The organism is Rhizobacter sp. P5_C2 (genome assembly GCF_054049715.1).
The window spans coordinates 25,622-47,844 of record NZ_JBFULV010000013.1 but is presented as its reverse complement, the minus strand read 5'-3'; the positions used below and the strand labels follow the sequence as shown (position 1 = coordinate 47,844).

Sequence of the window (22,223 nt, the reverse complement as noted above, 5' to 3'; positions counted from 1 at the left end):
CGGGGCGTTTGCTTTTTTCCCTACATTTTGGGGATCCAGGAGGATCCCGATGAGTCCACTTGAGCGAACGCTGGAGCAGCGCGTTGAAGCGCTGGGTGTCCCGATGGCGGTGGTGCTGCCCGGTGGGCAGCGGCTCGGCCACTCCCAGCCCACGGTGACGATCCGGCTCAACGAGCTGTCGCCGCTGATGCACATCGCCGGCGGCCAGGTCGGCCGGGTTGCGCAGGACTATGTCGAGGGCCGGCTCGATTTCGACGGCTCGGTGCGCGACCTGATGGCCATCGCCGCGCAGCTGATCGACGACGACCCGACCAAGTCGGAGGCGAGCGGCGCACCGCTCGCCTGGTGGCGCAACATCACCCGGGCCGCGCGCTCGCGGGCGCGCCACAGCACCGAGTCGGACGCCCAGCAGATCCAGTTCCACTACGACGTCTCGGACGATTTCTACGCGCTGTGGCTGGACCCGCGCAAGGTCTACTCCTGCGCGTACTTCCGCGAAGGCAGCCTGTCGCTCGCGAAGGCGCAGGAGGCCAAGCTCGACCACATCTGCCGCAAGCTGATGCTGCGCGAGGGCGAGCGCTTCCTCGACATCGGCGCCGGCTGGGGCGGGCTGCTGATGTGGGCCGCGCAGCACTACGGCGTGCGGGCGCACGGCATCACGCTGTCGAAGAACCAGCATGCCCACGTCAACCAGCTGATCGAGCGCTGCGGGCTGCGCGGGCGCATCACGATGGAGCTGCGCGACTACCGCGAGCTGCCGGAGGACGAGCCGTTCGACAAGATCGCGTCGGTCGGCATGTTCGAGCACGTCGGCCACGTGCAGCTGCCGGCCTACTTCGACAAGATCCGCCGGCTGCTGAAGCCGGGCGGCCTGCTGATGAACCACGGCATCACCGCCGGCAGCACGCAACACGACCAGCTCGGTGCCGGCATGGGCGATTTCATCGAGCGCTACATCTTCCCCGGCGGCGAGCTGCTGCACCTGTCGCACGTGCTGAAGGTGATGAGCGAAGCGCAGCTCGAACCGGTCGATGCCGAGAACCTGCGGCCGCACTACGCGCGCACGCTGTGGGCCTGGAGCGGGGCGCTCGAGAGCCAGCTCGACAAGGCGCGCGAACTCACCGGCGAATCGGTGGTGCGGGCCTACCGGCTGTACCTCGCGGGCTGCGCGATGTGCTTCGAGCAGGGCTGGATCTCGCTGTTCCAGATGCTGGCCGCGCGGCCGGACGGCGACCCGTCGCGCGGCCCGATGCGCGGCGCACAATCCGAGTTCCCGTTCAACCGCGAGTACATGTACCGATGATCTACAAGTTCAAATCGAAGGCGGCCGGCGACGTGATCATGATGGGACCGAACGGCGACCAGGTGCTGCGCCTGATCGGCAAGCAGCCCGGTGCGACGGGCATCATCGAGCCGGCGCAGATGCCGGCGGCCATCGCGGCGCTCGAAGCCGCGATCGCGCAGGACGACACGGCCCGCAAGCAGGCCGAGCAGGAGGCGGCCGCCGAGGGCAAGAAGCTGCCGCCGGCCGACGGCGTGGGCCTGCGCCAGCGCGCCTGGCCGCTGGTCGAGATGATGAAGCGCGCGCAGCCGGCCGACGCCGGCATCACCTGGGGTGTCTGAGGAGCAGCGATGAAACTGTGGAGCGACAGCTGGATCAACGGCGACCGGATTCCGGCGCGATTCGCCGCCGGGCGGCTGGACGGCGCCAGCGGGGTCGGTTTCTCCGACAACCTGAACCCGCACCTCGCGTGGAGCGAGGTCCCGGCCGGCACGCAGTCGCTGGCCGTGATCTGCCACGACTTCGACGTGCCCAGCCGAGGCGACGACGTGAACCAGGCCGACCGCGAGGTGCCGAGCGACCTGCCGCGGGTCGACTTCTTCCATTGGGTGATGGTCGACCTGCCGGCCGGTCTCGGCGCGATCGCCGAGGGCGAGTTCAGCCGCAGCTTCAGCGCGCGCGGCAAGCCGGGTCCGCAGACGCTGCACGGCGCGCGCCATGGCCTGAACGACTACACCGGCTGGTTCGCCGGCAACCCCGAGATGGCCGGGCAGTACTTCGGCTACGACGGGCCGTTCCCACCGTTCAACGATTCGCTGGTGCACCACTACGTGTTCACGCTGTATGCACTCGACGTGGCACGCGCGCCGGTCGACGGCGTGTTCACCGGCGCGCAGGTGCGCGAGGCGATCGCTCCGCATGTGCTGGCCGAAGCCACGCACTCCGGCACCTACACGCTCAACCGACGACTGACCTGAACCGATGGAATTGACCCGCATCCTTGCGATCCGCCATGGCGAGACCGCGTGGAATGTCGATGGCCGCATCCAGGGCCACACCGACATTCCGCTGAACGACAAGGGCCGCTGGCAGGCCGGGCGCCTGGGCGCCGCGCTGGCGCACGAGCAGATCGACATCGTGTTCGCGAGCGACCTGCAGCGCGCCTTCGAGACCGCGCAGGCGGTCGCGCGGCCGCACGGGCTGCCGGTGCATGCCGATGCCGGCCTGCGCGAGCGCAGCTTCGGCATTTTCGAGGGCTGGACCTTCGCCGAGATCGAGGCGCGCTGGCCTGAGCAGAGCCTGCGCTGGCGCCAGCGCGATCCCGAGTACGGCCCCGAAGGCGGCGAGAACCTGCAGCAGCTGTACGCCCGCTGCGTCGGCGCGGTGACGCGGCTGGCCGAGGCGCACCTGGGCCAGAGCATCGCGATCGTCGCGCACGGCGGCGTGATGGACTGCCTGTACCGCGCCGCGGCCCGCATCGACCTGCAGGCGCCGCGCTCGTGGCAGCTCGGCAATGCGAGCGTCAACCGGCTGCTCTACACGCCCGAGGGCTTCACGCTGGTCGGCTGGAACGACACGCACCATTTCGATGGGCTGGACGGCCCGTCGCTCGACGACCCCGGCAACGCGACCGGCCAAGCCGCCACCGACCGCGTGGGACACGCGGCGTGATGCAGATGCAGCCGCAGCCGCGCGTCGGCGACCCGGTCGCGGCCGTGCCGACGCCGGCACTGGTGATCGACCTCGACGCGATGGAGCGCAACCTGGCGCGCATGGCCGCGTTCGCGCGCGAGCGCCGGCTGAAGCTGCGCCCGCACGCGAAGATGCACAAGAGTGCGCACATCGCCGCGCTGCAGGTCGCCGCCGGCGCGGTCGGCGTGTGCGTGCAGAAGCTGTCGGAGGTCGAGGCGCTGGCGGCCGGCGGCGTCGGCGACATCTACATCAGCAACGAGATCGTCGACGCAGCCAAGCTGGCGCGGGTGGCCGCGCTGGCCGGGCGGATCCGGCTCGCGATCGCGGTCGATTCGCCGCTCGGCATCGACCGCCTCGCGCTCGCGCTGAAGGCGGCCGGCACCTCGCTCGACGTGTTCGTCGAGATTGACGTCGGCCAGGGCCGCTGCGGTGTCGCCGCCGCTGCGGCCGGCGCGCTCGCGCACCAGGTGGTGTCGCACGGCCTGCGCTTCGCCGGGCTGCAGGCGTACCACGGCAAGGCCCAGCACCTGCGTTCCGCCGACGAGCGCGCGGCGGCGATCCGCCATGCGGTGGCGCTGGTGCGGGCCGCGCAGGCCTCGATCACCGGGGCCGGCATCGCCTGCCCGCTGGTGACCGGCGCCGGCACCGGCAGCTTCGCGTTCGAGGCCGCCAGCGGCGTGTACGGCGAACTGCAGGCCGGCAGCTACCTGTTCATGGACCGCGACTACGCCGACAACCAGCCGGCGCCGGGCGCGCCGGTGTTCGAGCATGCGCTGTTCGTCAAGAGCCAGGTGGTCAGCCGCGGCGCGTCGCATGCGGTGGTCGACGCCGGCCACAAGTCGCACGCGATCGACAGCGGGTTGCCGAGCACCTGGCAGCGCGAGCTGGTGTTCGCGAACGGGGGCGACGAGCACGGCATCCTGCACCCGGGGCGCGATGCGCTCCCGGCGCTGGGCGACACGGTGTGGCTGGTGCCGGGGCATTGCGATCCGACGGTCAACCTGCATGACCGGTATGTCGCGGTGCGGGGTGGGCTGGCCGACGGGGTCGTCGAGGGGGTCTGGCCGGTCGACGCGCGGGGCTGCCTGGTCTGACGGACGATTCCCGGATTGGCACCCGGGCTACAACGTGCATTCAATCGCACAGCACGCGGCTTCGCCCGCCATCGACGGCCAGGATCTGGCCGGTCACGTAGTGCGCGTCCAGGGCAAGCCAGCCGACGGCGGCGGCCAGTTCCTCGAAGCTGCCCTCGCGTGCCAACGGGATCCCGCGACGCACGGACTCCTGCCGGGCGCGATCGGACCATCCCTCCGGCCAAGTCAGCGTGCCCGGCTGGACGACGTTGCAGCGAACCCGCGGGGACCAGTCCGCGGCAAGCGCCATCGTCATGGCTTGCAGGGCCGCCTTCGTCGTCGTGTACCAGAGGTGACCCCGCGCCGGCCGGTCGGCATGCACGTCGGTGATCGTGACGATGGATCGCAGGCTCGCCTTCAGCGCCGTCAGCACCGCCGCGTGCGACGCCACGTGCACGTTCCAATCGGTCGCTGCCCGGTCGCAGTCGGCGAGCGTGCTGGCTTCCCACACCGAGGCGTTGCACACGCACACCTCCACGGCGGCGTCGACGACCCATCCCGGCACACGAACGGCGGGGTCGCTGAAATCGGCGCACCACGTCGCGGCGCTTGCCGAGCGAGCTGCGTTCATCTCGCCGGCCAGTGCCTGTGCCTGCACGACGGAGCGTGGGGAATGGTGAAGCAGCAGCGTGAGTCCGCGACGGTGCAGTTCACGGGCGATGGCCGCACCGCCACGCGTGGCAGCGCCCGTGACGAGCGCTGCCTTCATGCAGTGAAGCGAACGCTGGGCACGTCCGGCCACGGATGGGCCTTCGCGAGGCTCACCACGACCGATCGCACATGTGGCAGTTCTTCGATCTGGCGCTTGATGAGAAGCGTGGGCTCTTCGAGCAGGTCGAAGCGGCAACCTTCGAAGACCTGCCGCACGATGTTGCGGCAGTGGCCGTAGTCGAGGGTGTCGCGGATATCGGCTGTCCGGGCGGCCTTGTTCGCTGCGTCAGCATCGATCTCGACCCCGACGCGAACGTTCAGCGACTGCTGGGTTCCGATCTCCGTCGGGGCAATTCCAATCTCGGTGATCACGACGACTTCCAGGTCGATTCTTGGCATGGGGTCCCTTTGTCTGTCTGTCGCTGCGACGCATCGGCGCCTAGCATCCGCGGCAGTCTAGTCGGGGACAAAGATGCGGCGTAGAACACTTTTGTCAGGGTTGACGGCAGCGACAGTTCCAGCGTGGGCAACAAACAGCCCGCTGCTGACCGTGGGCGGCAAGATCGGCAAACGGAACGCTGGCGACGTTTTCGTTTTCACGGACGACGAGTTCATGCGCTTGCCGCAGTCGGTCATCGTCACAGCCACCACGTGGACGCCGAAGTCTCGATGGGAAGGCCCTCGCGTCGATGCCGTGATGGCCCATGTCGGCGCATCGACGGGCACGGCACTGCGCATCACGGCGGTCGACGACTACAACGTCACCGTCCCCTGGAGCGACATCGCGCGCTGGGGCATCGTGCTGGCCCACAGCCGCGACGGGAATCGGTTGCAGCGTAGCCAGTGGGGGCCGCTGTTCGTCATCTACCCGCGGGATGACAGCCCCCGAGAGCTGGGGACGCCGATGACGGAGGCGAAGTTCATCTGGCAGGTCAACCGGATCGACGTGCAATGAACGTCCGCGATGGCAAGGCACGGTCCCCCGGCTGGCACTTGCTGGCGAAGGTGGTGTCGCTCAGCGCGGTCTTCGTCGGCGGAACCTACGTGCTGTACCGGCCCGACGACTCCGCCTGGTCGCTGAACGGTCCGCGAGAGGGCTACTACTGGAGCGTTGCCCAGTACCAGTTGGCCTTCTACCGCATGCGCGAACTGGTGCGCGTGGAGGCGGCCGGCGAACCCGTCGATCAGGACCACCGCCATCTGCGCGCGGACATCCTGCAGTCCAAGGCGCGGATCCTGATCGTTCCGTCCGAACTGACTCGGTATTTCGCCGGGATCGAGGGCTATTCGGCGAATGTCGAGAAGCTGCAGGGCTTCCATCTGCGGGTGATGCATCGATTGACACGCCAGGACCTCGACCGCGAGAGTGCGATCGAGCTGTTGTCGCAGTTCGAGGACATCGAGCCCGTGCTCGTGCGACTTGCCAATGAGGTGAGGATCGAGGAAATGCGAAGCCGTGAAGCGGCCGCGGATGCGTTGCTGCAGCGGCGTACGCTGCTGTGGGGCGTGTTGACAGCTGCATGGCTTCTGATCACCGGTTGGCTGGTGACGCTGGCGAGATCAGAACGCAAACTCCGGGATGCCATCCGCTCGAAGTCCAACTTCCTCGCCATGGTCAGTCACGAGTTGCGGTCGCCGTTGCAGGACATCCTTTGCTCGCTCGATGTGATGGAGCGTCGCGGGAGCGGTGCAGCGAACGAGGAATTCGTCAGTCGCATCCGGCGCGCTGCCAACGCGCTGAGCACGCAGTTGCGCGATCTGCTGACGCTGGCCACCGGCGAGGCGGGGCGCCTCGAGATCCGCCCGGAAGCCTTCGAGGCCGGGGCTCTCGTTCGCGATGTCGTCGACACCTTCAAGCCGCAGGCCTTCGCCAAGGGACTGGAACTCCGTGCCGACGTTCCTGACGATCCGGTCTTCGTCATCGCCGATCCGAAGCGCATCCTCCAGGTGCTGTCGAATCTCGTCAGCAATGCCGTGAAGTACACCGACGCAGGGCATGTTCACGTCACGCTGCACGCCATGCCCGCTGTACCGCGCGAACTGCACCTGACGGTGTCCGACTCCGGCCGAGGCATTGCGTCGGAGCAGCTGCCGAGTCTCTTCCTGGCCTGCACGCGGCTCGCTAGCCTGGAGCGGGGCGGCCGCGAGGGCGTGGGCATCGGCCTGGCCATCGTCCACACCGTCGCGGCGCACCTGGGCGGTACGGTCGATGTCGAGAGCAGCCTGGGCGCCGGCTCCTGTTTCGAGGTTCGTATTCCTGTGACGAGGGTCGACGAGGGAACGCCCGTGGCGTCGTGAGCCTCAGCGGGGACCGAACGCCTGCGTCAATTGCGCGCTGATGATCGGCAGCCGCAAGGGCTTCTCGAAGAACATCAGCTTGTAGCGCCGCACCGCGTCGGCCACCTCGTTCGCCTGGGCGCGTCCGGTGTCGAACTCGCCGGTGAGCAGGCCGATCGGGCACTGCAGGTCGCTCTCGCGGATGCCGGCAATCAGCTCGCGGCTGTCCTGGTTGCCGATGATCCAGTCGATGAGGTAGCCGTCGAAAGGGCGTGCCCGCACGGCGTCTGCCAAGTCCTGCGCCGCGTAGAACGGCGTCGCCTCGAATCCCGATGCCACCAGCGCCTCGACCAGGCTGTCGGTGGTGTCGCGCTTGTCGTCGAGCACGGCGATCCGCCGCGCGGTCTGCGCATCGCCCTGCAACACCAGCAGGCGGATGTCGAAGGCGTGGGGAGGCGCGTTGTCGCCGGCGGGCATCACGACCCATTCGCTGCCCACGGCGATCGCGACGAGCGATCCCGGCAGTGCCGACTTCGCTTCCTGCTCGAGCCAGATCCGACATGGCACGCGCGCCGATCCGGCGAGCAGGACCGCCGAGCGCGGTGCCTCGGCTTCACCCAGGCTCACGAGTTGCGCAAGCGTTTCGCCGAAGAACTCCGCCATGCGCTTGAGCTCTTCAAGCGACCAGGTCGAATCCTTCTGGACCTTGCGATGCGCATGCGAGTAGGACAGGCCCAGGACGTCCGCGGTCAAGGTCGAGTGCTTGTGCCGGGGGACTTCATGACGATCGAGCAGCGCGCGAACGCAGATCGCGGCCAGTGATTGTTCGCCATCGTCCGCGCCGGGTTTGCTGCTCGTCATGTCGAAAAGGAAGTGGTCATCCGCGGTGGATTTTCGCATTGCGGCATGCACACGTCGCCCCAATAATATTCCTTGATGAAGACGAAAACAGTTACTAAACTTCCGGATAAGGGAAGAAAGTTGTCTCCTGAAGCGAAAGGCGGAAGCCTTTTTGGCACCGGCTGGCTGGTGCCCACAGAACAGGAGTTCATGTCATGAGGATGCCTCTCTCGGGCGCTCACGTCCGCGCCGCATCGCCACAGGGGTCCGCCCCGTGTCTCGATCGTCCGTTCGAGCCACCGATCTACTGCTTGCTGGGGACCGTGGCGTTCGCCGTCGCGTTCGCGATGATCCTCCTCTCCAGAAGGCGCCGGCGATCTCGGGCCGGGATCGTCAGCGAGGACGCCGTCGGCTCGTGCCTCTTCGTGCTGGCGATGCTGTTCCTGATCGGCGTGCTCTGCATTCTTCCGACGATGCTTCGGGGTCCCGGGCCGGTGATGCAGGTCTCGCACGAAGTCGCCAGGCCGTCGCCCGATTCCGTCTTCGCGTGCCGATGCGCAAAGACCGCACGCCTCGACAACCCCCGGTAGACACCGCGCGCTGTGTAGCCCGGATGAAGCGCAGCGCAATCCGGGACCGTCCGACTGTCCAATCGATGCGTGCAGCGCCACCATCGCCAGATGACGGATTCCCAGATCATCGTCCTCGCGACCCCGCTGTTCCTGCTGCTGATCGCGGTCGAGTTCGCGGTCGGCCTCGCGCGGCGCCGCAACACCTACGTGACGGCCGATGCGCTGAACAGCATTGGCCTGGGCATCATGAGCCAGGTGCTGAACGTGTTCAGCAAGCTGCTGATGGTCGGCATCTACGCGCTCGCGTTCGAGACGCTCGCCGTGCACCCGCTGCCGCAGGATGCCGCCTGGGTCTGGCTCGTCGGCCTGCTGGTCTACGACTTCTGCTACTACTGGCACCACCGCCTCGGCCACACGGTGGCGGTGCTGTGGGCCGCGCACGCGGTGCACCACCAGAGCGAGGAATACAACCTGTCGACCGCGCTGCGCCAGACCAGCACCGGCTGGCTGTTCGGCTGGATCTTCTACCTGCCGATGGCAGTGGCCGGTTTCCCGCCGCTGGTGTTCGGCGTCGTCGCGCTGGTCGACCTGCTCTACCAGTACTGGGTGCACACGCAGCAGATCGGCCGGCTCGGCTGGTTCGACCGCTGGTTCTGCGCGCCCAGCAACCACCGGGTGCACCACGCCGTCAACGACAAGTACCTCGACAAGAACTACGGCGGCATCCTGATCGTCTGGGACCGGCTGTTCGGCAGCTTCATCGAGGAAGACGATGCCGAGCCCTGCGTCTACGGCACGCGCACGCCGCTGGCGAGCTGGAACCCGCTGTGGGCCAACCTGCACGTCTACTGGGACATCGCCCAGGACGCCTGGCATGCGCGGCGCTGGCGCGACAAGCTGCTGGTGTGGATCAAGCCACCGGGGTGGCGGCCGGCCGACGTGGCCGAGCGCTTCCCGAAGCCGGCCTTCGACCTCGGCGCCCGCCGCAAGTACGACCCGCACCGCTCGCGCGCCGCGGCGCTGGTCGCCGGCGGCGTGTTCCTCGTGCTGCTGGCCGCCACCAGCGTGTTCCTGTGGAACGCGCACCGGATGTCGGGCGGCGCGAAGGCCGCTGCCGCGGCGGGGATCCTGGTGGGCCTGTGGGCGGTCGGCTGGGTGTCGGAGCACGGCGTGCGCTGGCCGGCGTCGCGGCGGGTTACCCAGCCGCGGTGATCACTGGCGTTCAAGACGCCAGTCGCCCGCATCAGCAGCATGGCGAACCCTGAACGCAGAATGCCGCCCATGTCCGCCAGCCTCAGCTCGCCGAGCTTCACGCCGCCCTACACCGTCGCCGGCCGCAGCGCGCTGGTCGCGCCGCCGCCCTGGCATTACGCCGGCTGGTTGCTGAACATCGCGTTCGGCTTCGATGCCGCACGTGGCGCCGAGCTGGTGCCGCCAGCAATCGGCCGCACGACAGGCGAAGGCTGCGTGCACTTCGCCGACTGGCAGGCCACCACCGACGGCAGCGAGCTGCTCGACCCGGTGCAGGCGCAGTACCGCGAGACCATCGTCGTGCTCGAGATCGAGCGCCCCGACGGCAGCCGCTGCGGCTTCTGCCCGGCGATCTGGGTCGACCAGGACGTCTCGATGCTGCGCGGCCTGCTGCAAGGCTGGCCGAAGAAGATGGGCAGCACCTGGCTCACGCGCAGCCTGCCGCTCGACCACCCGGCCGCCGCGCCGCTGCGCGCTGGCACCCGGCTGGGCGCCAGCCTGGCGGTGAAGGACCGCCGCGTGATCGAGGCCAAGGCGCGCCTGAGCGGCGAGCCGGGCCGGCCGCTCGGCTTCCTCGCGGCACCGACGCTTGGCGTCGTCGGCTTCCCCGACCTGCGCGAACCGACCCGTGCGCCCGCGTTGCGGCTGCTGCGCGCCGACGTCGCGCAGCCCACCGCGAGCGGATGGCATGCGGCCACTGCATCGCTGCGGGTGTTCGAGCACCCGCGCGAGGAGCTCTCGCTGCTCGGCGAACTGCAGGCCGGCGACGCGAGCGCCGGCTGGTTCGGCCTGACCGTCGTCGGAGCGCGTGATGCCTGAGCTGGCCGTGTCGCGTCATTCGCGCGTGCGGCGCTGGCATGTCGACGGCCAGCCGGCGCTCGAGCAGGTGATGCACCACCGGCCGGGGCAGGAGTGGGCGCCGCACTGGCATGACGAATGGTCGATCGGTGCGGTGCTCGCCGGCCGCTGCCGCTTCAGCCTCGGCGGCCGCCGGCACACCGCGTCGGCTGGCGACCTGCTGGCGATCGCGCCGGGCGCCGTCCACACCTGCGGGCTGGATGCGGACGAGGGCGGCGAGACGCAGGTCGTGATGGTCTATGCCGACGTGCCGTGGCTGGCCGCGCTCGGGGTGCCGATGCCGCGGGGCAGTGCGCGTGCCCTGCGGCCGGCCTTCGCGGCCGAGGCGCTGGACCTGCGCGACAGCGCCGACGCCGCGGCGTGGTTGCGCCGCGTGGCCGCGACGCTCGCCGACGGCGCCGCGCTGCTGCCGGCCGACGCCGAACCGGCCGGCCGTGCCGCGCAGCAGGTGCTGGCGGCCTTGCAGCGCGCTGCCGTCGGCGACGGCTCGGTCGCGATCGACGCACTCGCGCGCGACTGCGCCGTCAGCCGCGAACACTTCCACCGCATCGCGACGCGCTGGCTGGGCATCAGCCCGGGCGACTACGTGCGCGCCGCGCGCATGGCGCGGGCCCGCCGGCTGCTGCTCGACGGCTGGCCGATCGCGCAGGCGGCCCAGGCCTGCGGCTTCGCCGACCAGGCCCATCTGACGCGCTGGTTCAGCCGCCATTTCGGCTACACGCCCGGTGCGCTCGCGCAGGCGGCTCACTTCAACCCCGATTCAAGGGTGCCCCAGGCGACTGCGCATTGACGCCCGATGGGCGAGGTCTAGACTTCCTGCAGGTCTTTCATCGCGATCCTGTCAGGAGGTGATGCCATGTCAGTCAAGCGAATGACCAAGGGGGCCCGGCCGCAATCGCTGGGCGCATTCAAACCGGTCGGCCACGTGGTCGTCGCGTTGCCGAGCGACGAGCTCGCGCAGCAGGCGATGCAGGCGCTGTTCGACGCCGGCTTCGACGAGGATGACGTGATGTTCATCACCGCCGAAGAAGAAGGCGCGCAGATGCAGCACATGCTCGGCCACGCCAGCCAGCTGGCCGGCTTCGGCTACGAGGTGACGCTGATGCGGCGCTACCAGCAGCTCGCCGGCGAAGGCTGCGGCTGGCTGCTGGTGTACGCGCCCGACACGCTGCATGCCGAGCGCGTCGCCGAGGTCGTCAAGCGCTTCGACGCCCGGCTGGCCGAGCGCTACCACTGGCTGGTGGTCGAGGACCTGATCTAGGGCCTGGGCCGCGGCGCCCGGGCTGCGGCGCTAGTTGTCGAACAGGTCGGTGGCGGCCCGCGTCGGCGTGACGCCGAGGTGCCGGAAGGCCGCCAGCGTCGCGACCCGGCCGCGCGGCGTGCGCTGCAGGTAGCCCTGCTGGATCAGGTAGGGCTCGATCACGTCCTCGATGGTCTCGCGCTCCTCGCCGATCGCCGCGGCGACGTTGTCGAGCCCGACCGGCCCGCCGTCGAAGCGGTGGATCACCGCCTCGAGCAGCTTGCGGTCCATCACGTCGAAGCCCTGCGGGTCGACGTCGAGCATTGCGAGCGCCTTGTCGGCCAGCGCCTTCGAGATGCGGCCGTCGCCCTTCACGTCGGCGTAGTCGCGCACGCGGCGCAGCAGCCGGTTCGAGATGCGCGGCGTGCCGCGCGAGCGGCGGGCAATCTCGAACGCGCCCTCGGCATCGGTCGGCACGTTCAGCAGCCCGGCCGAGCGGTGCACGATGCGCGCCAGTTCTTCGGGGGTATAGAACTCGAGCCGAGCGACGATGCCGAAGCGGTCGCGCAGCGGGTTGGTCAGCATGCCGGCGCGCGTGGTGGCACCGACCAGCGTGAACGGCTGCAGGTCGAGCTTGATCGAGCGGGCCGCCGGGCCTTCGCCGATCATGATGTCGATCTGGTAGTCCTCCAGCGCCGGGTACAGGATCTCCTCGACGACCGGGCTCAAGCGGTGGATCTCGTCGATGAAGAGCACGTCGTTCTTCTCGAGGTTGGTCAGGATCGCGGCCAGGTCCTTCGGCTTCTCGAGCACCGGGCCCGAGGTCTGGCGCAGGTTCACGCCCAGCTCGTTGGCGATGATGTGGCTCAGCGTGGTCTTGCCGAGGCCGGGCGGGCCGAACAGCAGCACGTGGTCCATCGCCTCGCCGCGCATGCGGGCCGCGCTGATGAAGATCTCCAGCTGCTCGCGGATCTTGGCCTGGCCCACGTACTCGGCCAGGCCCTTCGGGCGCAGCGCGCGTTCGATCGCTTCTTCGTTGGGCGAGCTGGGCGCCGCACTGACCACGCGCGGTGGCAGGTTGCCGAAATCGTCGGTCTGGATGGCCATCGCCGCATTATCGACGGCGTCTGCGAACGTTTGCGTTTGCTCACCCGGTGTGCAGGGATTGTGCAGATGCAGTCCATGCGGCTGCGGCACAATCGGACGATGACCTCCCGCCACCTTGCATCGCGATGGGCCGCCTGGGCCTTTGCGCTGGCGCTGCTGCTGAAGGCCGCGGTGCCGATGCTGGCGAGCGTGTCGGCGCAGGTGCAGGGCAAGACGCTGGTCGAGGTCTGCACGGTCTACGGCGTCGCCACCGTCGCGCTCGACGACAGCGGCGAGCCGAAGCCGGTGCCCGCCGACCATGCCGGCGCGCATGGCAGCGAGCACTGCGCGCTGTCGGCGGTGCTGGCGTTCGCGGCGCCGGAACCCGCCCCGGTCATCGCAGCGGCTGCGGCCGGGCAGGCCCCCGAGCGACCTGTTCGCGCCGGCGTGCCGGCCGCCGATGCCGAGGCCGACTGGATCGCGCGGCTGAAGCACGGTCCTCCCTCTTTCACCTGAACCCACCGCCTTGGCCGTCGGCGCACTCGCGCACTGATGGCCCGTGTGACTGACCGCGCGCGCTGCGCCCGGTCGTGTTCAGGAGTATTCCCGTGACGTACCGATTCACGCCAGCCGCCCGTGCGGTGCTGGCGCTGCTGGCCTGCCTGCCGATGGCGGGCTGGGCCGAAGAAGACACCGACGCGACCCGCGTCGCCACCGACGATGCCTTCACTCCCGTCACCCCCGTCAAGCACCTGGGTGTCGTCACCGTGACCGGCGGCCGCCGCGGCTCGCTGCCGTCGCAGATCCCGACGACGATCGAGGGCATCACCGGTGCGCAGGTGCAGGCCAGCATCAACGCCACCGACAGCGAGGACGCGCTGAAGTACCTGCCGAGCCTGCTGGTGCGCAAGCGCTATGCCGGCGACTACAACCATGCGGTGCTGTCGACGCGCGCGTCGGGCACCGGCAACAGCGCGCGTTCGCTCGTCTATGCCGACGGCATCCTGCTGTCGAACCTGCTCGGCAACGGCGCGAGCTTCGCGCCGCGCTGGGGGCTGGTGACGCCGGAAGAGATCGAGCGCGTCGACGTGCTGTACGGCCCGTTCTCGGCCGCCTACCCCGGCAACTCGGCCGGCGCGGTGGTCGACTACCTGACGCGCATGCCGTCGAAGTTCGAGGCCCATGCGGTGGTCGGCGCGTTCTCGCAGCCCTTCAAGCTCTACGACACCGACACCACCTACAACGGCTGGCAGACCAGCGCCTCGCTCGGCGACCGCAGCGGCGGCTGGTCGTGGTGGGTCAACGCGAACCGGCTCGACAGCGAAGGCCAGCCGCTGGTGTTCGACACCACGGCCACGCCGACCGAAGGCGCGGTGCCCGACACCGACAAATCCGGCAAGCCCTGGTACGTGCGCGGCACCAGCACGCAGTACCGCACGGTGCAGGACCACCTGAAGCTGAAGCTCGCCTACGACCTGGCACCCGACCTGCGCGCGAGCTACACGGCGGGCTGGTGGCACAACGATGCCGTGGGGCGCTCCGACCAGTACGTGGCGCCGGTGCTGAGCGGCGTGACCAACCGCGACGGGCTCGCGCACCTGATGCAGGCGCTGTCGCTGAAGCAGAACGCGGGCGGCGCGTTCGACTGGGAACTGGCCGCCAGCGTCTACGACTACCGCCGCGACCTGAGCCGCAAACCCAAGGCCGGCTCGACGCTGCAGCCGGCCGTGCAGCAAGCGATGCTGGAGGGCGGCGACGGCAGCGCGACCGACCTGCACGGCACCGGTTGGAACACGCTGTCGGCGCGCGGCACCTGGCGGCCGGGCGGCGAGGCCAGCGCACACGTGATCGACGCCGGTGTCCAGCAGGACAGCTTCCGCCTGCGCACCACCGTCTACGCGCTCACGGACTGGGTCGACCAGCAGAGCGGCGCGGTCAGCTCCCGCTTCGACGGCAACACGCGGCTGCGCTCGGCGTTCGGCCAGGACGCCTGGCGCTTCGCCGACGGCTGGATGGCGGTGCTCGGGCTGCGCGGCGAACGCTGGCAGGCCTACAACGGCCTGACGCAGAGCGGCAGCTTCGCGCCCTATGCGCACCCGCAGCGCAGCGAGACCGCGCTGTCGCCGAAGGCCGCGCTGTCGCACGAGCTGCGCGAGGGCTGGGTGCTGAAGGCCTCGGCCGGGCGGGCGCTGCGCTTCCCGACGGTGTCCGAGCTGTACCAGGGCGCGGCCACCTCGAGCGGCATCAGCAACATTGCGAACCCCGACCTGCGGCCGGAGCGCTCGTGGACCTCGGAGCTGAGTTCCGAATGGACGCTGCCCGACGCGGCGACGCTGCGCCTGACGCTGTTCCACGAGGACACGCGCGACGCGCTGTACAGCCAGCCGCTGCCGAACGTGACGCCGGCGACGAACAGCGTGCAGAACGTCGACCACGTGCGCACCACCGGCCTCGAGGCCGCGGCGCAGCGCGAGAACGTGCTGTGGCGCGGGCTCGGCCTGCAGGGCAGCGTGACGTACGCCGATTCGAAGATCGTCGCGAACAGCGGCTATGTGAGCACGCCGGGCGACACCGTCGGCAAGTGGCAGCCGCGCGTGCCGCGCTGGCGTGCGAGCGCGCTGGCCGCGTGGCGCGTCGACGATCGATGGACCGTCAGCTACGGCGCCCGCTACAGCGGCCGGCAGTACGGCAGCCTGGACAACAGCGACACCAACGGCTTCACGTACATGGGCACGTCGAAGTACTTCACGACCGATGTGCGGGTGCGCGTTGCCATCGACAAGCAGTGGCATGCCGCGTTCGGCATCGACAACCTGAACAACTACCACTACTGGAATTTCCACCCGTACCCGCAACGCACCTACAGTGCGGAGCTGAGGTACGACCTGTGAACGCCTCCCTGAAACGGACCCCAGCCATGACCCTGAACATCCTCACCCGCATTGCCGCCACCGCCCTGGTCTCGCTCGCCGCCCTGGCGGCCCAGGCCCATGAATTCACGGTCGGCCAGATCGCCATCGGCCACCCCTACGCACGCGCGACCGCGCCGGGGCAGCCGACCGGCGGTGGCTTCCTGCGGCTGGAGAACCGCGGCAAGGCGGACGACCGCCTGCTGTCGGCCAGCGCCGACGTCGGCCGTGCGACCGAGCTGCACACGATGACGATGGAGGGCGACGTGATGCGCATGCGCGAGGTGGCGGCGATCGACCTGCCGGCCGGCAAGTACGTCGAGCTGAAGCCCGGTGCGCTGCATGTGATGTTCATCGGCCTGAAGGGGCCGCTGAAGGAGGGCGACAAGTTCCCGCTGCGGCTGAAGTTCGAGAAGGCGGGGGAGGTGACGGTGACGGTGAACGTCGAGGCCGCCGGCGCCGACCACAGCCACTGACGAAGGGTCAGCGCGCGAGGGCCTTCAACGCCAGCTTGATGCCGTCGCTCACGCCGACATCCGCCGGCAGGCTCTTCAGCGCGGCCGCGGCCTCGCGGTCGCTGTAGCCCAGCGCCACCAGCGCCTGCAGGATGTCGGCCTGCGCGTCGCTCGCGACACTGGCCGGCAGCCCGAGGTCGGCGCCGAGCTTGCCCTTCAGCTCGAGCAGCAGCCGCTCGGCGGTCTTCTTGCCGATGCCCGGCACCTTGATCAGCCGGCCGCTCTCCTGCAGCGACACCGCCTGCGCCAGCTCGCCGACGCTCAGCCCCGACAGGATCGACAAGGCCGTGCGCGGCCCGACGCCGGAGATCTTGACCAGCAGCCGGAAGGTCGCGCGCTCTTCGGCCGACAGGAAGCCGAACAGCACCTGCGCGTCCTCGCGCACGACGAAATGGGTCAGCAGCGTGACCCGCTCGCCCAGCGCCGGCAGGTTGTAGAAGGTGCTCATCGGCACGTCGACCTCGTAGCCGACGCCGCCGACGTCCAGCAGCAACTGGGGCGGGTTCTTTTCTGCCAGCAGGCCGCTCAGCCGGCCGATCATCGGCGGAACAGGCCCAGCCGCTGCGCCTCGAGCGCGGCTTCGGCGCGCGAGCTGACATTGAGCTTGCGGTAGATCTGCTTCACGTAGTCGGCGATGGTGTGGCGCGACAGGTTCAGCTGCGTGCCGATCTCCGGCAGCGTGAAGCCCTTGGCCACCCACAGCAGCACCTCGTTCTCGCGGTCGGTGAGCGACACGTGCGGCAGGTTTTGCGGCCGCTCCTGCGGCTTGTTCTGCGCCGCGAAGTACGCGATCACGCGGCGAGCGATCGACGGCGTCAGCGGCGGTTCGCCCTGGCTGATGCGCCGCAGCTGCTCGACGAAGTGCTCGCGCGGCTGCTCTTTCAGCAGGTAGCCGAAAGCCCCGGCCTGCAGTGCGGGAAAGAGGTGGTCGTCGTCGTCGTGGATGGTCACCACCACCGACTGGGCCTCGGGCTGGCTCTCGCGCAGCGCCGCGACCACGTCGACGCCCGAGCCGTCGGGCAGGCCCAGGTCGACCAGGGCCACGTCGAACCGCTCGGCGCTGATCAGCGCCAGCGCGTCGTGCACCCGGGCGCTTTCGGAAATCTGCGCCTGTGGGAACACCTGCGTGACCAAGGCCTTCACCCAGGCCCGGATCTCGGGCAGGTCTTCAAGCAGCAGGATCTTGTTCATGGTCGGGGTCCTCGAGGCAACATGGAATCGTAGCAGCCGCGCAAGGGGCCGATTGTGCGCTTTCAGCGCGCTTCACAGCGGCAGTGTGAGCCTGATCACGGTGCCGTAGCCCGGGCCGGATTCGACCAGGCACTGCCCCTGCATCTGCTTGGCGCGGTGCTTCATGCTGGCCATGCCGTGGCCGCGGTCGAGTTTGCCGTCGAGCTCCATCGGGATGCCCTTGCCGTTGTCCTGCACGACCAGCACGAAATCGTGCTCGCCGATGCTGCAGCGCACCTTGCAGTGCGAGGCGCCGCTGTGCTTGATGATGTTGCTGACCGCCTCGCGCAGGATGCGGGTGGTCTGCACGAAGGCGCGCGCCGACAGCTGCTGGTGCACGTCTTCGGTCGGGCTGCGCCAGTCGGCCTCGATGTTGGCCTGGCTCAGGCGCGACACCGTCTCGGCGCGCCAGTCGGCCAGCGCGTCGGCCACCTGCATCGGCTTGCCGGTCAGCCCGCGCACCGACAGGCGCATCTCCTCGAGCGCCTCGCGCGCCAGCGTGGAGATGCGCTCGCTCTCGCTGGTGTGCACGATGGTCAGCAGCTTGGCGCCGAGGTCGTCGTGCAGGTCGGCGGCGATGCGCTTGCGCTCCTTCTCGGTCACCTGCTCGACGCGCAGCTCGGCCATCTGCGAGAAGTTGCGCTCGATCTCGGCGGTGACCTCGTTGATGCGACTCTCCAGCGAATTGCGGCTCGCCTCGGCCACCTGCAGCGCGCGCCCGAAGATCTGGATCTGGCGCGCACCGACCGCGGCGAACATCAGCGGCATGCTGAAGTGCAGCACGTGCACCGGCAGCAGCGTGATCCACCCGTGCTGCGTCGCCAGGTCGACCAGCACCAGCACGCCGACGCCCATCAGCATGAAGGCCATCGGCCAGAACTCGGCGCGGCCGTCCGGGCCCTTGCGCCAGGTCACGCGCAGGTACAGCGTGACCGCTGCCATCACCTCGGCCGACAGCAGCAGGTACCAGCCGCTCGTCACCGTGTAGAGGCGCTCCGGGCCGGCCAGCGCCAGGCTGATCGGCACCAGCACGCATTGCACCACCAGCCCGATCTCCAGCTTGGTCGAGCGCATCGCGGCATAGCGCATCAGGAACTGGATCGCCAGTGCCACCAGCACACCGAAGCCGACGCACACCAGGAACTCGCTGGTGATGTTGTCCCACGGCGGATCGCGCCACCACAGGCGCGCCGACAGCGCCGCCCAGCCGATCGCCAGCAGGCCGAAATAGATCAGGTAGGGGCTGCGACGGTCCTGCCAGCCCATGCCCAGCATCACGATGCCCAGCGGCACCAGCATGGCCGAGATCACCTGCACCAGCGAGACGTTCCAGAAGGTCTGCCGGGCCTGCAGCTCGGCCAGCTGCGCATGCGGCCCGATCTGCACCGCCGACAGGCCGCCGGCACGCTGGCGCGACGCGACGTGCTGCAGCGCGCTGCCCTGCACCTTGATCTCGAGCACGTTGCCTTGCGGGTTCAGCAGCGCGGGCGGCAGCGTGACGAGCTGCGGGTAGAAGCAGCTGCGCGTCACCGGCTCGGTCAGGTGGCCGCCGCTGAAGACGAGGTTGCCGTTCAGCCAGACCTGCGCCGTGCTGCAGGCGCGCTCGATGTAGGCGGCCATCAGCGGGGCCGGCGTGATCTGGGGGGCCGGCAGCGTGAACTCGAGGCGGTACCAGACCGGCCCGTCGGCCTGCGGCAGGGTCTCGGCCCAGTCGTCGGGCAGGCGCACGCTGCGTTGCTTCAGGTCCTGCGGAAACACCGGCGCGTTGCTGGCGACCGCACTCGCGCTGCGGATCTCGATCACGCCGGACGTGTCGGCGGCCCCGGCCGGCAGGGCGGTGAGCGCCAGCGTGGACGCCACGACCGTGCTCACCACCGCGGCCAGCGTGGCCGCCATGCGCCGGGCCGTGGCACGCAGCCGTCGGGCGAGGGTGGGCGGCGGCGCAAGGCAGGGCATGGACGCGGATTGTGCAGGATGGCTGCGGCGTCGGGGCCTTCCGGCGACAATCCGGCCTCGCCCTTCTTGTTGCCCCTCTTCTGCCTGCCGGAGTCCCCCGCCCCGTGATCCTTCGCCACGCCTTCATCCCGCTCGACAACGCCCGCCTGTCGCACCTGTGCGGCAGCGTCGACGAACACCTGCGCAGCATCGAGACGGCCTTCGGCGTCAGCATCTCGCGCCGCAACGAATCGTTCCGCATCGACGGCCCGAAGGCGAGCGCCGAGCGCGCGGTGGCCTTGCTGCAGACCTTGTACGGCCGCTCGCGCCGGCCGATCACGGCCGAGACGCTGCAGCTGGCGGTCACCGAGGCGCTGGCCGACGATTCGCAGGCCCGGCCGCGCACGCCCCAGCTCGGACGCCCGGCACTGCGCGAGGCGGTCGAGGGCGACGTGCAGGGCGACGAGGCCGGCGACGACGACGAGGTCCAGTTGCGCACCCGCCGCTCCGAGCTGACCGGCCGCACGCCGAACCAGCAGCTGTACCTGCGCAACATCCTGGCGCACGACATCACCTTCGGCATCGGCCCGGCCGGCACCGGCAAGACCTTCCTCGCGGTGGCCTGTGCCGTCGATGCGCTCGAGCGCAGCAGCGTGCAGCGCATCATCCTGACGCGACCGGCGGTCGAGGCCGGCGAACGGCTCGGCTTCCTGCCCGGCGACCTGGCGCAGAAGGTCGACCCCTACCTGCGCCCGCTGTACGACGCGCTGTACGACCTGATGGGCATGGACAAGGTCGCCCGCGCGTTCGAGAAGGGCAACATCGAGATCGCGCCGCTCGCCTTCATGCGCGGGCGCACGCTGAACCATGCGTTCGTGATCCTCGACGAGGCGCAGAACACGACGCGCGAGCAGATGAAGATGTTCCTGACGCGCATCGGCTTCGGCAGCAAGTGCGTCGTCACCGGCGACGTGAGCCAGATCGACCTGCCGCGCGGCACCGACAGCGGGCTGATCGACGCCGAGCGCGTGCTGCGCCGCGTGGCCGGCATCGCGATGACGCGCTTCACCGCCGCCGACGTCGTGCGCCACCCGCTGGTCGCACGCATCGTCGAGGCCTACGACGCGACCCCTGCGGAGCGCCTCTGACCATGGCGGTTGCACGGGATGACCTGAGCCTGTCGCTGCAGTTCGCCGACGCGTCGCACCGCACCGAGCTGCCCCGCCACAAGGTGGCGCGCTGGATCCGCGCGGCGCTGCAGGCGCCCGGCGAGATCACGGTGCGCATCGTCGATGCCGACGAGGGCCGCGCGCTGAACCGCGACTACCGCAGCAAGGATTACGCGACCAACGTGCTGACCTTCGACTACAGCCACACGCCGGTGGTGGTGGCCGACCTGATCCTGTGCGCCCCGGTCGTCGAGGCCGAGGCGCGCGCCCAGGGCATCACGCTGCAGGCGCACTACGCGCACCTGCTGGTGCACGGCACGCTGCATGCGCAGGGCCACGACCACGAGCAGGAAGATGAAGCGGTCGAGATGGAGGCCGAGGAGACGCGGATCCTCGCGGCACTCGGCTACGACGACCCGTACCAGCGCTGAAGCATCAGCGGGGCCGGCGCGAGGTGCTCAGGTAGCGCTTGCGCCAGAAGAACCAGCCGAGCGTGCCGGCGATCACCAGCATGAAGCCGCTGGCCATCCAGACACCGTCGCCGCTGTGGATCAGCGGCAGCCCTTCGAAATTCATCCCGAAGAAACCGGTGACCAGGTTCAGCGGCAAGAAGATCGCGGTCAGCACCGTCAGCGTGCGCATGATGTCGTTGGTGCGGTTGCTCTGCGCCGAGAAATGCATCTGCACCGCGGTCTCGGCCGAGGATTCGAGCCGCCGCACATGGCTCAGCACGCGCTCGATGTGCTCCAGCACGTCGCGTGAGCGCACCCGCAGCAGCTCGCGGTCGCGCGCGGCCTTCGGGTCCGGCTCGTCCGGCCATTCGTCGAGCGAGTCGATCCATTCGACGATCGCGCTGCGCTGGTCCTCGCAGGTGTCTTCCAGCAGGTGCAGCGAGTTGCGCGACTCGAGCAGCACCTGCCAGCTGTCGAACTGGCTGCGCGGGTTGAACAGCTCCTGCTGCAGGTAGCCGAGCTGCCGGGTCAGCAGCCGGCGCAGCTCGAGGTAGCTGTCGACCATGTGGTTCAGCATGCGCAGCATCAGGTCGGCGGGGCTGGCCGGCAGGCGCATCGCACCGCGCGGCTCGTAGCGCTGGTCGGCGCCCTCGACCATCTGCTGCAGCTTGCTCGCGAAGAAATCGCGCACCTGGCAGTCGGTCGGGTGCACCGTCAGCAGCACGCGGTCGAACACCGCGAAACCGACCGGGCTGGTGTCGATCGCCTCGAGCGCGCGCCGCGCGGTGCTGGCGGTGCCGGTCTGGTCGTCGAGGAACAGGCCCGCGCTGCCGCTGCCGGCCGCGAGCCGGCGGAACACCATCAGGTCGTACCACGAGGTGTAGTCGAAGTGCGACGGCAGCTGGTTGTTCAGCAGGTCGGAGATGTGCAGGTCGACCAGCTGCCCGCCGGTCCAGCGCTGCAGCCCGGCCTGGATCTCAGCGACGTTGACCTCGAACTCGCGCCGCGCGGTACCGATCCACAGGTAGCCGGTGGGCGGGAGCTTGTCGGGCAGCGATTCGATCTCGGAGAATTGCTCGGCCGTGATGTGGAAGATGCGCATGCGCCGCGTTGGTGAGGTCAGGTGCGCCG

26 protein-coding genes are annotated in these 22,223 nt (G+C 69.5%); 18 read left to right on the top strand and 8 right to left on the bottom strand.

All coding sequences use genetic code 11. From position 1 onward, the window contains the following. The first annotated feature begins 49 nt into the window (after nt 1-49). From ACXJLU_RS06755 to ACXJLU_RS06735, 5 genes are read left to right on the top strand one after another with little or no spacing between them, the layout of a single operon-like run. Entirely contained in the window at nt 50-1,303 is a 1,254-nt protein-coding gene (locus ACXJLU_RS06755) for a class I SAM-dependent methyltransferase (RefSeq protein WP_457329671.1), read from the top strand. Then, a complete protein-coding gene (locus ACXJLU_RS06750) occupies nt 1,300-1,623 on the top strand; it encodes a DUF1840 domain-containing protein (protein ID WP_457329670.1) in 324 nt (107 codons plus the stop codon). Before ACXJLU_RS06755 ends, ACXJLU_RS06750 begins: the two co-directional genes overlap by 4 nt. A 9-nt stretch (nt 1,624-1,632) precedes the next feature. Further along, nucleotides 1,633-2,259, top strand: a complete 627-nt coding sequence (locus tag ACXJLU_RS06745; RefSeq protein WP_457329669.1) for a YbhB/YbcL family Raf kinase inhibitor-like protein — start codon at nt 1,633-1,635, stop codon at nt 2,257-2,259. Nucleotides 2,260-2,263: 4 nt separating this feature from the next. Beyond that, nucleotides 2,264-2,953: a histidine phosphatase family protein gene (locus tag ACXJLU_RS06740; protein ID WP_457329668.1), complete on the top strand. Its 690-nt coding sequence runs from the start codon at nt 2,264-2,266 to the stop codon at nt 2,951-2,953. Next, nucleotides 2,953-4,068, top strand: coding sequence for a DSD1 family PLP-dependent enzyme (locus tag ACXJLU_RS06735; RefSeq protein WP_457329667.1), 1,116 nt, complete (start codon nt 2,953-2,955; stop codon nt 4,066-4,068). The genes ACXJLU_RS06740 and ACXJLU_RS06735 overlap by 1 nt, the downstream gene beginning before the upstream one ends. 40 nt (nt 4,069-4,108) lie before the next feature. Here ACXJLU_RS06735 and ACXJLU_RS06730 read toward each other — a convergent pair whose 3' ends face one another. Further along, nucleotides 4,109-4,816: an SDR family oxidoreductase gene (locus ACXJLU_RS06730; RefSeq protein ID WP_457329666.1), complete on the bottom strand. Its 708-nt coding sequence runs from the start codon at nt 4,814-4,816 to the stop codon at nt 4,109-4,111. After that, nucleotides 4,813-5,157 carry a dihydroneopterin aldolase gene (locus tag ACXJLU_RS06725; RefSeq protein ID WP_083614573.1) on the bottom strand — a complete coding sequence of 115 codons (345 nt, stop codon included), beginning with the start codon at nt 5,155-5,157 and terminating at the stop codon, nt 4,813-4,815. Before ACXJLU_RS06725 ends, ACXJLU_RS06730 begins: the two co-directional genes overlap by 4 nt. Nucleotides 5,158-5,308: 151 nt before the next feature. On the opposite strand from ACXJLU_RS06725, the gene ACXJLU_RS06720 reads away from it, so the two are divergent. Both ACXJLU_RS06720 and ACXJLU_RS06715 read left to right on the top strand, forming a co-directional pair. Further along, entirely contained in the window at nt 5,309-5,713 is a 405-nt protein-coding gene (locus ACXJLU_RS06720) for a putative pterin-binding protein (RefSeq protein WP_457329664.1), read from the top strand. Next, nucleotides 5,710-7,056, top strand: a complete 1,347-nt coding sequence (locus ACXJLU_RS06715) for a sensor histidine kinase (protein ID WP_457329663.1) — start codon at nt 5,710-5,712, stop codon at nt 7,054-7,056. Before ACXJLU_RS06720 ends, ACXJLU_RS06715 begins: the two co-directional genes overlap by 4 nt. Nucleotides 7,057-7,059: 3 nt before the next feature. Here the strand turns inward: ACXJLU_RS06715 and ACXJLU_RS06710 are convergent, their stop codons facing one another. Then, nucleotides 7,060-7,947: a helix-turn-helix domain-containing protein gene (locus tag ACXJLU_RS06710; RefSeq protein ID WP_457329662.1), complete on the bottom strand. Its 888-nt coding sequence runs from the start codon at nt 7,945-7,947 to the stop codon at nt 7,060-7,062. Between the two features lie 24 nt (nt 7,948-7,971). Here ACXJLU_RS06710 and ACXJLU_RS06705 point away from each other — a divergent pair, with 24 nt between their 5' ends. The 6 genes from ACXJLU_RS06705 to ACXJLU_RS06680 all read left to right on the top strand — a co-directional run bounded on the left by ACXJLU_RS06705 (nt 7,972) and on the right by ACXJLU_RS06680 (nt 11,817). After that, nucleotides 7,972-8,094 carry a hypothetical protein gene (locus ACXJLU_RS06705; protein ID WP_457329661.1) on the top strand — a complete coding sequence of 41 codons (123 nt, stop codon included), beginning with the start codon at nt 7,972-7,974 and terminating at the stop codon, nt 8,092-8,094. Between the two features lie 92 nt (nt 8,095-8,186). Beyond that, nucleotides 8,187-8,465 carry a hypothetical protein gene (locus ACXJLU_RS06700; protein ID WP_457329660.1) on the top strand — a complete coding sequence of 93 codons (279 nt, stop codon included), beginning with the start codon at nt 8,187-8,189 and terminating at the stop codon, nt 8,463-8,465. A gap of 90 nt (nt 8,466-8,555) precedes the next feature. Then, complete coding sequence (locus tag ACXJLU_RS06695; RefSeq protein ID WP_457329659.1) at nt 8,556-9,659, top strand: sterol desaturase family protein; 1,104 nt, start codon at nt 8,556-8,558, stop codon at nt 9,657-9,659. 69 nt (nt 9,660-9,728) lie between these two features. Then, nucleotides 9,729-10,517: an acetoacetate decarboxylase family protein gene (locus ACXJLU_RS06690; RefSeq protein ID WP_457329658.1), complete on the top strand. Its 789-nt coding sequence runs from the start codon at nt 9,729-9,731 to the stop codon at nt 10,515-10,517. Beyond that, on the top strand, nt 10,510-11,346 hold the full coding sequence (locus ACXJLU_RS06685; RefSeq protein ID WP_457329657.1) for a helix-turn-helix transcriptional regulator: 837 nt from the start codon (nt 10,510-10,512) through the stop codon (nt 11,344-11,346). The genes ACXJLU_RS06690 and ACXJLU_RS06685 overlap by 8 nt, the downstream gene beginning before the upstream one ends. A 66-nt stretch (nt 11,347-11,412) precedes the next feature. Beyond that, on the top strand, nt 11,413-11,817 hold the full coding sequence (locus ACXJLU_RS06680; protein ID WP_457329656.1) for a hypothetical protein: 405 nt from the start codon (nt 11,413-11,415) through the stop codon (nt 11,815-11,817). 30 nt (nt 11,818-11,847) lie between these two features. Here the strand turns inward: ACXJLU_RS06680 and ruvB are convergent, their stop codons facing one another. Next, entirely contained in the window at nt 11,848-12,903 is a 1,056-nt protein-coding gene (ruvB, locus tag ACXJLU_RS06675) for a Holliday junction branch migration DNA helicase RuvB (RefSeq protein ID WP_457329655.1), read from the bottom strand. 99 nt (nt 12,904-13,002) lie between these two features. Between ruvB and ACXJLU_RS06670 the strand changes: the two genes are divergently transcribed. The 3 genes from ACXJLU_RS06670 to ACXJLU_RS06660 all read left to right on the top strand — a co-directional run bounded on the left by ACXJLU_RS06670 (nt 13,003) and on the right by ACXJLU_RS06660 (nt 16,267). Then, the gene (locus ACXJLU_RS06670; RefSeq protein WP_457329654.1) at nt 13,003-13,398 is read left to right on the top strand and encodes a DUF2946 family protein; all 396 of its coding nucleotides are present in this window, start codon (nt 13,003-13,005) and stop codon (nt 13,396-13,398) included. Between the two features lie 152 nt (nt 13,399-13,550). After that, a complete protein-coding gene (locus tag ACXJLU_RS06665) occupies nt 13,551-15,773 on the top strand; it encodes a TonB-dependent receptor (protein ID WP_457329713.1) in 2,223 nt (740 codons plus the stop codon). A 26-nt stretch (nt 15,774-15,799) separates the two neighbouring features. Next, nucleotides 15,800-16,267 (top strand): copper chaperone PCu(A)C, encoded by a 468-nt coding sequence (locus ACXJLU_RS06660; RefSeq protein ID WP_457329653.1) that lies wholly within the window; start codon nt 15,800-15,802, stop codon nt 16,265-16,267. A gap of 7 nt (nt 16,268-16,274) precedes the next feature. Here the strand turns inward: ACXJLU_RS06660 and ruvA are convergent, their stop codons facing one another. From ruvA to ACXJLU_RS06645, 3 genes are all read right to left on the bottom strand, one after another. Beyond that, nucleotides 16,275-16,847 (bottom strand): Holliday junction branch migration protein RuvA, encoded by a 573-nt coding sequence (gene ruvA / locus ACXJLU_RS06655; protein WP_457329652.1) that lies wholly within the window; start codon nt 16,845-16,847, stop codon nt 16,275-16,277. After that, nucleotides 16,844-17,497, bottom strand: a complete 654-nt coding sequence (locus ACXJLU_RS06650) for a response regulator (protein WP_073468174.1) — start codon at nt 17,495-17,497, stop codon at nt 16,844-16,846. The genes ruvA and ACXJLU_RS06650 overlap by 4 nt, the downstream gene beginning before the upstream one ends. 72 nt (nt 17,498-17,569) lie before the next feature. Next, complete coding sequence (locus ACXJLU_RS06645; RefSeq protein WP_457329651.1) at nt 17,570-19,492, bottom strand: sensor histidine kinase; 1,923 nt, start codon at nt 19,490-19,492, stop codon at nt 17,570-17,572. A 104-nt stretch (nt 19,493-19,596) separates the two neighbouring features. Here ACXJLU_RS06645 and ACXJLU_RS06640 point away from each other — a divergent pair, with 104 nt between their 5' ends. Both ACXJLU_RS06640 and ybeY read left to right on the top strand, forming a co-directional pair. Continuing rightward, nucleotides 19,597-20,619, top strand: a complete 1,023-nt coding sequence (locus tag ACXJLU_RS06640; RefSeq protein ID WP_073468176.1) for a PhoH family protein — start codon at nt 19,597-19,599, stop codon at nt 20,617-20,619. 2 nt (nt 20,620-20,621) lie between these two features. After that, a complete protein-coding gene (gene ybeY / locus ACXJLU_RS06635) occupies nt 20,622-21,071 on the top strand; it encodes an rRNA maturation RNase YbeY (protein ID WP_457329650.1) in 450 nt (149 codons plus the stop codon). A gap of 4 nt (nt 21,072-21,075) precedes the next feature. On the opposite strand, the gene ACXJLU_RS06630 is transcribed toward ybeY, so the two are convergent. Continuing rightward, nucleotides 21,076-22,194 carry a magnesium transporter CorA family protein gene (locus ACXJLU_RS06630; protein WP_457329649.1) on the bottom strand — a complete coding sequence of 373 codons (1,119 nt, stop codon included), beginning with the start codon at nt 22,192-22,194 and terminating at the stop codon, nt 21,076-21,078. Nucleotides 22,195-22,223: the final 29 nt, after the last annotated feature.